The following is a 13,218-nucleotide window of genomic DNA, read 5'->3' on the forward strand; positions in this document are numbered from 1 at the left end:
TTGCGGGCTGCCGCCCAGGGCCGCAGATAGGCGACCGAGAGGAAGCGGCCGACGGCGGCGACGATCACGAAGATCGCGAGCAGCCCCCAGCGCTGGTTGATGACCAGCTCGTTGCGGATGTTCTGCGTGGTCTCGAGACCGACGAAGAGGACGAAGAGGCCGAGCGAGATGATGCCGGCATAAAAGCCCTCGCGCAGAGCCTGCGCCGTCAGGTTACCGCCGGCGCGCTCAGACGTGTTTGCAATGTTGGTCATGGATCAAACCTTCTCGACTTCCGGTCGTCCGAGAATACCGGACGGCTTGAAGATCAGGACGATGGCGAGGATGGAGAACGTCGCGACGTCCTTGTAGTCGATGGTGAAGTAGGCGGACCAAAGGCTCTCGATGAGACCGATGAGCAGGCCGCCCAGAACCGCGCCCGGAAGCGAGCCGATGCCGCCCAGAACCGCGGCCGTGAAGGCCTTGACGCCCGGAATGAAGCCGTCGGTGAAGACGGTCACGCCGTAATACATCAGGTACATCGTGCCGGCGACGGCCGCGAGCGAGGCGCCCATGATGAAAGTCACGGAGATCGTGCGGTCGACGTCGATGCCGAGCAGCGCCGCCATCTTGCGGTCCTGTTCGGTTGCGCGCTGCGCTCTACCCAGCGAGGTCTTGTTGACGATGTACCAGAAGGTCGTCAACAGGATGACCGTCAGCACCATGATGATCAGCTGTTTCAGCGAGATCGAGATGCCGAAGACGTTGTAGACCGACGATACCAGCGGCGGGATCGGCTTGTTGCGCGGACCCTGCGTGACCTGGATGAAGTTCGACAGCGCGATCGACATGCCGATGGCGGTGATCAGCGGTGCCAGGCGGAACGAACCGCGCAGCGGCCGATAGGCCACCTTTTCGATCGTCCAGTTCCACAAAGACGCCGTCAGCATGGCCGCGGCGATCATTACCAGCAGCAGCAAAACGACCGGAAGGCCGGCAAACACGCTGGTGAGGAGAAGGAAGACGATGAGAGCGGCGAACCCGCCCAGCATGAAGATATCGCCATGGGCGAAATTGATCATGCCGATGATGCCGTAAACCATGGTGTAGCCGATGGCTATCAATCCATAGATAGATCCAAGCGTCAGCCCATTGACGAGCTGCTGGACAAAATATTCCATTTGCAATCCCCCGGATGCGGTTCCTGATCGGCCACATCTCTTGTTCTTAACGCTCTTTTTTGAGCTTGTTAGACGAAGGGGATTCCATACCGCTTTCGATACAAAAGGGAAGCCCAAAAAGCCGGGATCGACAATTTCTTTAGCAAGAACGGTTAAATGACGCATTTAACGCCAGGGAAACCAAAAAATCGGCAGGAAAAGCCGCACCCTTGCCCGAAAAGATGCATGAAAGCAGTAGGCGGCGCTGTCCCGTTTTGAGACAGCGCCGCCTGAACGGAACACTCAGCCGCGCATTTTCGCGCCGGAGGGGTCGAACAGCGGTTCCGGCTGCGGGCGCGCCGCCAGGATCTCGCCGAGAAGCTCGATCGACCAGCCGCTTTCGACGTCGGCGATCTCCTTCGGCACATAACCGACCGCGACGGAAACGCCGGCCGCATGGGCATACCCGCCCGACGTCACCCAACCGCGCACTTCGCCGTCGAGATAGATCGGCTCGTCGCCGATGACGTCGGCATCCTTCGCGTCGAGGATGAAGGTGCGCAAGCGAAGCGCACCGCCTGATTCGCGCTCGGCCTTCGCCGCCGCCTTGCCGATGAAGTCGGCGTCCTTCTTGACCGCCACGAAACGCTCCAGCCCCGCTTCGAGCGGCCCATAGAGCGGCCGGTATTCGCGCGACCAACTGCCATACGATTTTTCGAGGCGGAGTGCGTTCAGCGCGCGCAGCCCGAAGAGCTTGATGCCGAATTCGGCGCCGGCCTCCAGCAGGAGATCGTAGAGGTAGCGCTGGTATTGCGGCTTCATCCAGATTTCGTAGCCGAGATCGCCGGTATAGCTGACGCGCCCGACGATCGCCGGCGCCATGCCGAGATCCATGCGGCGCACGGCCATGAAGGGGAAGGCCGGGGTCGAGAGGTCCTGATGCGTCAGCTTCTGCATGACGTCGCGCGCCTTCGGCCCGGCGATCGCAAGGCCGACGAGCGCGAGGTTGAGCGCTTCGAGCGTCACCGAGCCGTCCTTCGGCAGATGCGTCTCGAACCACCGCATATGATAGTCCTCGGCGATTCCGGAGCCGATGAGCAGGAAATCGCCTTCGCCGAGCTTTGCCAGCGTGAAATCGCCGATCAGCTTGCCATCATCCTTCAGCATCGGCGCCAATGTCATGCGGCCGGTCACGGGAATGCGGCAGGTGAGCAGCCGGTCGAGCCAGGCCTCGGCGCCCTCCCCCTTTACCGCATATTTGGCAAAGCCGGAGGTCTCCATCAGGCCGACGCTTTCGCGCACTGCTTTCGCTTCCGCGCCGACGGTGTCGAAGTCCGTCGAGCGACGCCACGAGAAATGATCCTCGACACCCTTCGGCGCGAACCACAGCGGCTGTTCCAGGCCATAGGACGCCCCGAAGACGGCACCGGCCTCCTTCAGCTTGTCGTAGATCGGCGTCGTCAGCAGCGGGCGAGCAGCCGGCAGTTCCTCGTTCGGATAACGGATCGAGAAGCGGCGCGAATAGTTTTCGCGGACCTTGGCATTGGTATAGGCGAGCGTCGCGAAGTCGCCATAGCGGGAAACGTCCATGGCGAAGACGTCAAAGCCGGGATCGCCGTGGATCATCCAGTTGGCGAGCGCCAGCCCCACGCCGCCGCCCTGGCTGAAGCCCGCCATGACCGCGCAGGCCGACCAGTAGTTCGTTATGCCGCGCACCGGGCCGACCAGCGGATTGCCATCCGGCGAGAAGGTGAAGGGGCCGTTGATGATCTTCTTGATGCCCGCCTTGTTGAAGGCGGGGAAATGGCGGAAGCCGACTTCCAGCTCCGGCGTGATTCGCTCGATATCCTCTGCCAGAAGCTCGTGGCCGAAATTCCAGGGCGTGGTGAGCGGCGACCACGGGCGGCAGGCCTTTTCATAGGTGCCCATCAGCATGCCGTTGCGCTCCTGGCGGAGATAGATCTCCCCGTCGAAGTCGACGCAATGCATCAGCTCCTTGCCGCGCGTCTGGTTGAACTCGATGACCTCGGGCATGTCCTCGGTGATGAGATACATGTGCTCCATGGCGAGCACCGGCAGCTCCAGCCCCACCATGCGGCCCACTTCGCGTGCCCACAGGCCGCCGCAGTTGACGACATGTTCGGCGATGATCTCGCCCTTGTCGGTGATGACGCGCCAGGTGCCATCCTCGCGCTGCACGAGATCTTCCACCTTGGTGTGCAGGTAGATGTCAGCGCCGTTCTTCTTGGCGGATTTCGCATAGGCATGCGTCGTGCCGTAGGGATCGAGATGGCCTTCGACGGGATCGAACACCGCACCGACGAACTGGTCGGGATCGAGCAGCGGCATCAGGTCATGCGCTTCCTTCGGCGTCAGCAGATGGGCGTCGAGGCCCATGTAGCGACCCTTGGCAAGGATCGACTTCATCCAGTCGAACCGGTCCTTGGTGGACGCCAGCATCATGCCGGAGGTCATGTGCAGGCCGATATCCTGGCCGGAATAATCCTGAATCTCCTTATAGAGCTCCACCGTATATTTCTGCAGCTTGGCGACGTTCGGGTCGCCATTGATCGTGTGCATACCGCCGGCCGCATGCCAGGTCGAGCCGGAGGTCAGCTCCGAACGCTCGACGAGCACGACATCGGTCCAGCCGAATTTCGTGAGATGATAGAGGACGGAACAGCCGACGACGCCGCCCCCGATGACGACGACCCTTGCATGGCTCTTCATGAAAAACTCCGGCTTTCGGCGGGTTGAAGGGAATAGCGGCGAACGAAGCGCAGCCTATTTTGTCCCCCGGATGCCCGACAAGCCCGTGGTGCGAAACCTCATGTCGCTTTGCCGATTTTGTCAGCGCGTGGCGAAATCCACCGACAGGTCGAAGCTGCGCGCCATGACCTTCAGATCGCCCACCAAAGCCTCGGCAAAGCTGCGCATCACGACGAGATCGAAGCTTGTTTCACCCGTGCGGGCGAGGTTGACCGAGAGGTGGTTGCACAGGACGTTCGCCGCGCGGCCGACCGGAAAGGCCTCGGGATGCAGATCGACGGCGATGCCGTTCGCCAGGATACGCGCGGCATCCGGGCCGGACAGCGTCAGCGCGACGCGGCCGTGGCTCTGGTCCGCGACGAAGGCGAAGTGGCCGAGGCGCAGGCCGAGTTCGGCGGCGAGCGTTTCCGGCGCATGCACTTCGGACAGCACCAGCCATTCGCCGGGGCCGGAGAAACGTGCCTCGAACTCGCCATTGGCAACCAGGATGCCCGCTGCCTCGGCCGTCTGGCCGGGCGCCGCCAGCACCATGGCAATCGCCGTCGTGCGGTGGGCGGCGAGGTGATTGACCCGCCGCTCGGAAATCGCGCCGATCATGCCGTCCAGCGCATGCACCGCCTGATAATCGTAAGCCATCGCCCTCACCTCACGCCATGAGCTTGCGGTTTTCCGGATCGACGAAGACCGGATCGCAAACCTCCGCCATCGCCTCGACGCTGCGCAACTGGTCCCAGACGACGATCTTCTCGCCGTAGCGCTCGCGGCCGGACTTCAGGAAGCCGAGCGCGATATGGCTGCCGAGCGTCGGCGAGAAACATGTAGAGCTCACCCAGCCCTGGTCGTTCAACGTCGAAGGTTTTGCGCCGTCCTTCAGCAGGTGCGCGCCGGCGCGCATGTCCTTGTCCGCCTCCAGCGCCCGAAGGCCGACGAGCTGGGCGCGGTCCGCCGCCGTCAGGCCGAACCGCGTCGACAGCCGCTTGCCGATGAAATCCGGCTTGGCAGAACCCATCATGCGGCCGAGGCCGGCATCGTCCGGCGTCACGCGGCCGTCGAGTTCAGCATGGGTGACATGCCCCTTCTCGATGCGCAGCACGTTCAGCGCCTCGACGCCATAGGCGCAGAGGCCATGCGGCTGGCCCGCCCGCATCAGCGCATCCGCCACCGCCTCGCCATAACCCGCCGGCACTGCCAGCTCATAGGCAAGCTCGCCGGAGAAAGAAATGCGGAAGAGCCGCGCCTTCAGATTGCCCTTCAGCCGCACCTCGCGGGCGGCGAGGAACGGGAAAGCGGCAGGCGACAGGTCGTCCTCGACAACGGCTTGCAGGATCGCGCGCGCCTTCGGCCCGGCAATCGACATCTGCGCCCATTGGTCGGAGACGGAGAGGAAACGCACGCGCAGCTCCGGCCACAGCACCTGCGCGGCGAACTCCATATGCGAGAGCACGCCGCCGGCAAGCGCCGTCGTGGTCGTGACGAGGAAATGCTCCTCCGCCAGCCGGCTCACCGTGCCGTCGTCAAAGACCATGCCGTCCTCGCGCAGCATCAAGCCGTAACGGGCCTTGCCAACGGGCAGTTTCAGCACGGGATTGCAATAGAGCCGGTTCAGGAACTCGGCCGCATCCGGCCCGAAAACCTCGATTTTTCCGAGCGTCGAGACATCGCAGAGGCCGGCATTTTCGCGGACATTCCTGACTTCCCGGTCGACGCTGTCGCGCCAGGTCTTTTCGCCCGCCTTCGGGAACCAGGAGGAACGATACCAGAGCCCGGCATCGATGAAGACCGCGCCATTGCGCGCCGCCCAACCATGCAAAGGCGAGCGGCGCGTCGGCATATTGTGTTCGCCGACCGACGTGCCGGCGAGCGCGCCGAAGGAGACGGGCGTGTAGAACGGCCGGAAGGTGGTGGTGCCGACTTCGGCGGGGCTGACGCCCCGCATGGTCGCAAGAATGCCGATGGCATTGATATTGCCGAGCTTGCCCTGGTCCGTCGCCATGCCGCCCGTCGTGTAGCGCTTGGCGTGTTCGACATGGCCGAACCCTTCGCGCACGGCGAGGCCAAGATCCCTGGTGTGCACGTCGTTCTGGAAATCGACGAAGGCCTTGGATTTCGCCCCCGGCACATGCCAGAGCGCCGTGAAGGACGGATCGATCTCCTCGCCGATGGAAGGGCGCTCGAAGCCGGCGACCGACCGCCCGAGGCTCTCCACGATGGCCGACGCCTTGCGCGCGCCATCCTCGAAACATTCCGACAGGCGATAATGCCCCGCCGCGGCACCGGCCATCACCAGCCCGGCGCCCTCTTCCGGCGCGAGGAACGCCTGCAAGGCTTCCGACCAGACCGCCTTGCCGCCGCGCTGGCAGGCGAGATGGATGACGGGGCTCCAGCCGCCGGACATCGCCACGGCGTCGCAGGCGATCAGCTCCTCGAAACCGCCGCGATCGGTGACGACGGCGCGGACGCGTTGGCGCCCCTTCGTATCGATGACGGAGCCGCCGCGAACCAGCCGCACGCCCGCCGGCGCGCTGTCGGCGGCATCCGCGCGGCTATCGATGAGGGCCGCGACCTCGATGCCATGAGCCACGAGGTCCTGCGCCGTGCGATAGCCGGACGCGCCGTTTGTGAACACCGCGACGGACTTGCCGGCAGCGACGCCAAAACGGTTGGCATAGGTGCTGACGGCGCTCGCCGTCATGATGCCGGGCCGGTCGTTGCCGCCAAAGACCAGCGGTCGTTCTTCCGCGCCGGTGGCGAGGATCGCGTGTTTCGCCACGATGCGCCACAGGCGCTCGACGGGCTTGCCGGGATCGATGGTCACGCCGTGCTTCTGCACCCGCTCGACCGCGCCGAAGACATTGTCGTCGTACCAGCCGAACACCGTGGTGCGCGGCAGGAGCGTGACATTCGCATGGTTCTGGAGCTCGTCGATGGCGCGCCGGGCAAAGACATAGGGCGCCTCCCCGTCCAGCTTCGTCGCCTCGGACAGCAACGCGCCGCCGAGCACGAAATCCTGCTCGGCAAGAAGGACGCGCAAGCCCGACCGGGCGGCGGTGAGCGCAGCGGCAAGGCCCGCCGGGCCGGAGCCGATCACGAGCAGGTCGCAATGCGCCCAGCTTTTCTCATAGCTGTCCGGATCGCTCGGCAGGCTTGTGCGGCCGAGGCCGGCGGCGCGGCGGATCAGCGGCTCGTAGACCTTTTCCCAGAAGGCGGCGGGCCACATGAAGGTCTTGTAGTAGAAGCCGGCCGAAAGGAAGCGCGACATCAGGCTGTTCACCGCGCCGATATCATAGGCGAGGCTCGGCCAGCGGTTCTGGCTGACGGCTTCGAGGCCATCGTAAAGTTCGGCGGCCGTCGCCTTGGTGTTCGGATCGCGCCGCTCGCCCGTGCCGATGGTCACCAGCGCATTCGGCTCGGACGGCCCGGCCGTCACGATGCCGCGCGGGCGATGATACTTGAAGCTACGGGCAACGAGCAGGCGATCATTGGCGATGAGCGCCGAGGCGAGCATATCGCCGGCATGGCCGGTGAGCGCGGCGCCGTCGAAGGAGAAGCGCACGGCATGGCTGCGGTCGACGAGGCCGCCGGTGGCGAGGCGATAGGCGGTCATCGCTCGCCTCCCCTTCCCGCCGCGGCATCACTGACGGAAAACACCTCATGGGTAAAATTGTCCCGCTCCACCACCAGCCAGCGCCGGCAGCCGGCGACATGCTGCCAATGTTCGCGGATGCGACCGCGCGGATTGGCGCGCACATGCACATAATCGTTCCACGTCTCGTCGGCCGCCATCGGCGCCGGGCGAACCGGTGTCGCATCGCCGCGGATGGAGAATTCTTCCTTGGCGCGGGTGCCGCAATGCGGACAGGAAATCAGGCTTGCCATCACTCACTCAATGCAGGTTCGGCTGGGTGCCGGCACCCGCCTCGTCGATCGGGAAACCGCGCTCGAAACGATCGAGCCTGAGCGCGCGCGCCACATGGTGGCTCTCGCCCTTGGCGATCAGATGCGCGAAACAGAAGCCGGAGGCCGGCGTCGCCTTGAAGCCGCCGTAACACCAGCCGCAGTTCAGGTAGAGGTTTTCGATCGGCGTGCGGTCGATGATCGGCGAACCGTCCATCGACATGTCCATGACGCCGCCCCAGGCGCGCAGCACCCGCACGCGCGAAAGGCCGGGGATCATGGTGACGCCCTCTTCCATGACATGCTCTGCCGTCGCGAGGTTGCCGCGCTGCGCATAGGAAGAATAGCCGTCGATCTCCGCGCCGAACACCAGTCCGCCCTTGTCGGATTGCGAGATATAGAAGTGCCCGGCGCCATAGGTGATGACGTGGTCGATGCAGGGTTTCAGGCCTTCGGTCACGAAAGCCTGCAGCACATGGCTTTCGATCGGCAGCTTCAGCCCCGCCATCTCGCCAACGCGCGAAGTGTTTCCGGCAGCGGCGAGCGCCAGCTTGTTGCAGCCGATGAAACCCCTCGTCGTCTCGACGCCGGTGACGGCACCGTTTTCGCGGCGAATGCCGGTGACCTCGCAGTTCTGGATGAGATCGACGCCGAGCCGGTCCGCGCCGCGCGCAAAACCCCAGGCGACGGCATCGTGCCGTGCCGTGCCGGCGCGCTTTTGCAGGAGGCCGCCCATGATGGGGAAACGCGCATGCTCGAAATTGAGGAAGGGCAGCATCTTCTTCAGCGACTCGCGGTCGAGAAGCTCGGCCGCAACGCCCTCCATCATCATGGCGTTGCCGCGACGGATATACTGATCGCGCTGGCCGTCATTGTGGTAGAGGTTGATGATGCCGCGCTGCGAGAACATTACATTGTAATTGAGCTCCTGCTCCAGCCCTTCCCAGAGCTTCAGAGAGAACTCGTAGAAGGGCTCGTTGCCGGGCAGCATGTAGTTGGAGCGCACGATCGTGGTGTTGCGCCCGACATTGCCGGAGCCGAGATAACCCTTCTCGACGACCGCGATGTTGCGGATGCTGAATTCCCGGGCGAGGTAATAGGCTGTCGCCAGCCCATGCCCGCCGCCACCGACGATGATCACGTCGTAATGCGGCTTCGGCGCCGGCTCGCGCCAGGCGGGCGTCCAGCCGAGGTTTCCGGCAAAGGCTTGCTTGAAGATCGAAAGGGCGGAGTAGCGCATGCAGAATCCTGGATCAGTCGCCCCACATTCGCATATGCAGCACAAACAGCAAGGCCGGCGGCGTCTTGCCGCACCGGAAACTTTCCGCGTGCAATGGCGCGGCGCGGCATTTACTTTCGCGCCGCCTCGCGTCTAAGGCATGGGCAAGAAACGGCAGGACGAGACGCATGCAGCCAGACAGGACAGAGCTGAAGCAGGTGATGGAAAGCGCAGCCCTTGCCGCCGGGCGCGCCATCATGGCCATCCATAGCGCCGGGGCGGACGTACACTACAAATCGGACCGCTCGCCGGTAACCGCCGCAGACGAGGAAGCCGAACGGCTCATTCTGGAGGCGCTCGCGCTGCATTTTCCGACGATCCCGGTGGTTGCCGAAGAGGCCGTCGCGGCCGGCAGCGTGCCGGATATTTCCGGCGGCACCTTCTTCCTCGTCGATCCGCTCGACGGTACGAAGGAATTCATCGCCGGCCGCAGCGAATTCACCGTCAACATCGCACTGATCCGCGATGGCGCGCCGATTGCCGGCATCGTCTATGCGCCTGCGCTGTCGGTGGGTTTCGTCGCCGAGGAGGATCGGGCGGAGCGTTTCGAGGTGACGGGCGAAACCGAGATTTCCCGGCGCCAGGCCATCGGCTGCCGCAGCCGCGGCAATGCGCTGACGGCGGTCGCAAGCCGCTCGCACGCCACGCCGGAAACCGCGCGTTTTCTCGACGACCACGGTATCGACGCCTGCACGGCGATCGGCTCCTCGCTGAAATTCTGCCTTGTCGCGGAAGGACTTGCCGACGTCTATCCGCGCTTCGGCCGCACAATGGAATGGGACACCGCGGCAGGCGACGCCGTGCTGCGCGCCGCCGGTGGCATAACCCACACGCTGGACGGCAGCCCCCTCCTCTACGGCAAGACCAACCAGGCGAGCGACGCGGACTTCGCCAACCCGAATTTCATCGCCGCGAGCGCGGATTTGCGCGCGGATCCAGCGGCGAACACAAAATAACCAGATTGCTCAACGAGGAATGCGCGCCGATCGCAAAGGCACCGGCTGAAGGAGGCTTATCCCCTTCTTTCCCGGCGGATGAACGGCATTTCCCGCCACCGGTCGAACGCGGCATTTTTATTGTCTGTAAAGGCAAATTCGAATAAGTTGCGGCGACAAGCATCGAGGCGACAAACCAGTTTGCTGTTGGAAAAAGAGTGAGCCGACGTGAAAGATGAAAACGCGCCCGTCGCGGCGGAAACCCCGACCCACGTCGACGACCAGACGAGCAGCCTGCTCGATCTCGCCAAGAAGCGCGCGCGCCAGCGCGCGAACGAACAGAAGGTCGTGAAGATCAAGCAGACCCCCGCCAAGCGCCCGGTCAATCCCGGCATTGACGACGATGAAAACCTCGGCTTGCGATCGGAAATGCGCGCGCGCAAGCCTGTCGATTCCGTCAAGGCCATCATGACCCTGCCGGAGATGCCCAAACAGACGCGGCAGCTTCCCTGGCCGATCCTCTCTTTTGCGCTGGCCGCAATCCTGCCGACGATCCTCGCCGGCCTCTACTATGTGTTTATCGCCAGTCCGCAATATGTCGTCGAGACACAGTTCTCGGTACGTGGCTCCAATCAATCGTCGCTCAACGCGCTCGGTCTGACCGCTCTTGTCGGCTCGTCCGCTCAGTCGGGTGATTCCTATATCGTCGCGGATTACATCCATTCCGGCCAGATCCTGCCCGATATCAAGGAACAGACCAGCGTAGACATCCGCAGTGTCTATTCTCAGTCGATGATCGACTTCCTCTACCGGGAAAGCGAGACCCGGCCACTCGACGAGTTCCGTGACTATTGGCGGGACATGGTGGATATCAGCTACAATTCCACGACCGGCAACGTGACGATGCGCGTCTTCGCCTTCTCGCCGTCGGACGCCAAGAAGGTGGCTGACGCGGTCCTTACTGTGTCCGAAAACCTGGTGAACAGGCTGTCGGAAAAGTCCCGTCAGCAGTTCGTCGAAGTTGCCAATCAGCAGGTCGCGCGCTCGGAAGAGCGTCTGCGCAACATTCGCGGCCAGATCACCGATCTGCGCATCACCGAACAGGCCGTGGATCCGACGGCGGTTGCGACGATGGAAGCGACGATCATCGGCTCGCTCGAGCAGGAACTGGCGTCACTGCGCACCCGCTACAAGGCGCTGGTCGATTCGATCAGCAAGGATGCTCCCTCCGCCCGCGTGATCGAGCGGCAGATCAGCGCGCTGGAAGCGCAGCTCATCGAGCAGAAGAACCGGATCAGCGGCGAGAGCAATACTGATTCCACCAGCAAGACGACACGCAGCGGCATGGATGCCGGGCGCGCGCTGCCCGAGATGATCGACCGCTTCACCGAACTCAGCGTCGAGCAGGAATTCGCCGTCAAGGCCTATACGACCTCGCTTGCCGCGCTGGAAACGGCCATGCAGGAGGCGCAGAAGCAGGAGCGTTACTTCGCAGTTTACGTTCCGCCGCGCGAGCCTGAAATCGCCCTTTACCCGCTTGGGGGCGTGAACACGCTTATCGTCTTTGCCGCGATGACATGCCTCTGGCTCATCGGTTATTTCGCATTCCGGTCCGTGAAGGATCACGCGATCTGATCGCGTTAAAGAAAAGAGTGGCGGAATGGCTCTGCTAGCTGAAAAGCCCCTAAGCTATGCCTTGCGTGAAAACGCGCGGGTGATTTCCGCCCTTGTCGTACGCAGCGCCGTCACGCGCTTCGGGGAAAGCCGGCTGGGCTTCATCTGGATCCTGGCCGAGCCCGCTGCCTATGTCGGCGTCTTCTTGCTCATCCACACCTCGATGAAGGCGCATATTCCTTTCGGGGACAATGCACTTCTGTTCATTCTGGCCGGCGTGTTCGGTTTCCGCATGACGCGCGGCATCTCTCGCAAGACGGAACGCGCGATCGTCACCAACCATCCGATGTTGACCTATCCGCTCGTGCGACCGCTTGACACGCTCATTGCCACCTTCCTGCTGGAAACGACGATCTGGTTGATCATCTGTGCGCTGTTCATGGGCGGGCTCGCGATTTCGCTGGATCGCGACGTCATCGTCTATCCCGGCGAGTTTGCTGAAGGCATGTTCGCCATTCTCTATTTCGCCTTTTCCTTTGCCGCCTTCAATGCGACCGTGACTGCCCTCGTTCCGCGATACGATACCTTTCTCAGCGTGCTGAGCATGCCTTTGATGCTGATGTCCGGTGTTTTCTTCATGCCCGCGGAAATGCCCCCGGGCTTCCAGACAATTCTGTGGTGGAACCCATTCATGCACTGCGTCGAATGGTTCCGTACCTCGACCTATCTCGATTACAACGCTCTTCTGAGCAAAACCTATCTTCTGGGTCTTTCCACCGCGCTGCTCACCTCCGCGCTCCTTTTGGAACGCATTTTTCGCCGCAGGATCATGAGCTGATGATCATATTCGACAATGTCAGCAAGGCCTTTCCCCGTCCCGGTGGCGGCAAGAAGGTTATCCTCGACCGGTTCACCGCAGCCTTCCGCCCCGGCACCAATGTCGGCATTCTCGGTCGCAACGGTGCCGGCAAATCCACACTCATGAGCCTGATCTCGGGTGGCGATATGCCGGATTCTGGACGCATCCTGCGCGAAGGCAAGATTTCTTGGCCACTCGGCTTTAACGGCGGCGTGCACGGCAAGCTGACCGGCGCTCAGAACACGCGCTTCATCGCCGATATCTACGGCAAAAACCGAAGCCAAATCCTGGATTTCGTGGCTGACTTTTCCGAGCTCGGGCCTTATCTCGACATGCCGGTCAAGACCTATTCCGCCGGCATGAAGGCACGCCTCTCCTTCGGCATCTGCATGGCGATCGGGTTTGAATATTACCTGATCGATGAGGTCATCGCGGTCGGCGACTCAACTTTCAAGAAGAAGTGTAAGGAAGTCTTTGACGAGCGCCGCGAGAACGCCACGTTGCTTCTCGTGTCCCACTCCTCCGGCCTGCTGCGGTCATTCTGCGACATAGGCGGTGTCATGAACAACGGCCAGCTCACCTTCTATAACGACATCGAAGAAGCGATCGAGGTCCACGAAGATATCCTTCGGACCTCCTCGACCAATCAACGCCGATCAGCCTGATTTTCTAAAGCAATACATACGCGCAGTCCTCGGATGTCCCCAAGGGCTTAAAAATTTATGTCAA

Annotated in this window: 11 protein-coding genes; 4 read left to right on the forward strand and 7 right to left on the reverse strand. The window is 62.9% G+C overall.

Annotation, left to right across the window (positions count from 1 at the left end; translation table 11 throughout):
• The 7 genes from AC1RWL_RS29640 to AC1RWL_RS29670 form a co-directional block, all read right to left on the reverse strand.
• Window positions 1-254, reverse strand: a 254-nt coding sequence (locus tag AC1RWL_RS29640) for a DUF3382 domain-containing protein (RefSeq protein WP_493158580.1), incomplete at its 3' end; no start/stop codon positions are given.
• Window positions 255-257: 3 nt separating this feature from the next.
• On the reverse strand, window positions 258-1,160 hold the full coding sequence (locus AC1RWL_RS29645; RefSeq protein ID WP_256121061.1) for a branched-chain amino acid ABC transporter permease: 903 nt from the start codon (window positions 1,158-1,160) through the stop codon (window positions 258-260).
• A 282-nt stretch (window positions 1,161-1,442) separates the two neighbouring features.
• Window positions 1,443-3,869 carry a GcvT family protein gene (locus tag AC1RWL_RS29650; protein ID WP_493097165.1) on the reverse strand — a complete coding sequence of 809 codons (2,427 nt, stop codon included), beginning with the start codon at window positions 3,867-3,869 and terminating at the stop codon, window positions 1,443-1,445.
• Between the two features lie 120 nt (window positions 3,870-3,989).
• Complete coding sequence (locus AC1RWL_RS29655) at window positions 3,990-4,544, reverse strand: sarcosine oxidase subunit gamma (protein WP_493097164.1); 555 nt, start codon at window positions 4,542-4,544, stop codon at window positions 3,990-3,992.
• A gap of 10 nt (window positions 4,545-4,554) precedes the next feature.
• Window positions 4,555-7,512 carry a sarcosine oxidase subunit alpha family protein gene (locus tag AC1RWL_RS29660; protein WP_493097163.1) on the reverse strand — a complete coding sequence of 986 codons (2,958 nt, stop codon included), beginning with the start codon at window positions 7,510-7,512 and terminating at the stop codon, window positions 4,555-4,557.
• A complete protein-coding gene (locus tag AC1RWL_RS29665) occupies window positions 7,509-7,784 on the reverse strand; it encodes a sarcosine oxidase subunit delta (RefSeq protein ID WP_493097162.1) in 276 nt (91 codons plus the stop codon). Before AC1RWL_RS29665 ends, AC1RWL_RS29660 begins: the two co-directional genes overlap by 4 nt.
• Before the next feature lie 7 nt (window positions 7,785-7,791).
• The gene (locus AC1RWL_RS29670; RefSeq protein ID WP_493097161.1) at window positions 7,792-9,042 is read right to left on the reverse strand and encodes a sarcosine oxidase subunit beta family protein; all 1,251 of its coding nucleotides are present in this window, start codon (window positions 9,040-9,042) and stop codon (window positions 7,792-7,794) included.
• Between the two features lie 188 nt (window positions 9,043-9,230).
• Here AC1RWL_RS29670 and cysQ point away from each other — a divergent pair, with 188 nt between their 5' ends.
• The 4 genes from cysQ to AC1RWL_RS29690 all read left to right on the forward strand — a co-directional run bounded on the left by cysQ (window position 9,231) and on the right by AC1RWL_RS29690 (window position 13,154).
• Window positions 9,231-10,037 carry a 3'(2'),5'-bisphosphate nucleotidase CysQ gene (gene cysQ, locus AC1RWL_RS29675; protein WP_493097171.1) on the forward strand — a complete coding sequence of 269 codons (807 nt, stop codon included), beginning with the start codon at window positions 9,231-9,233 and terminating at the stop codon, window positions 10,035-10,037.
• A gap of 207 nt (window positions 10,038-10,244) precedes the next feature.
• Window positions 10,245-11,651, forward strand: coding sequence for a KpsE/RkpR family capsule polysaccharide export protein (locus AC1RWL_RS29680; protein WP_493097160.1), 1,407 nt, complete (start codon window positions 10,245-10,247; stop codon window positions 11,649-11,651).
• A 25-nt stretch (window positions 11,652-11,676) separates the two neighbouring features.
• Complete coding sequence (locus tag AC1RWL_RS29685) at window positions 11,677-12,468, forward strand: ABC transporter permease (RefSeq protein ID WP_493097159.1); 792 nt, start codon at window positions 11,677-11,679, stop codon at window positions 12,466-12,468.
• On the forward strand, window positions 12,468-13,154 hold the full coding sequence (locus tag AC1RWL_RS29690) for an ABC transporter ATP-binding protein (RefSeq protein ID WP_493097170.1): 687 nt from the start codon (window positions 12,468-12,470) through the stop codon (window positions 13,152-13,154). Before AC1RWL_RS29685 ends, AC1RWL_RS29690 begins: the two co-directional genes overlap by 1 nt.
• Window positions 13,155-13,218 lie beyond the last annotated feature (64 nt).

It is taken from the genome of Shinella sp. GW821-FHT10F02 (assembly GCF_058809275.1).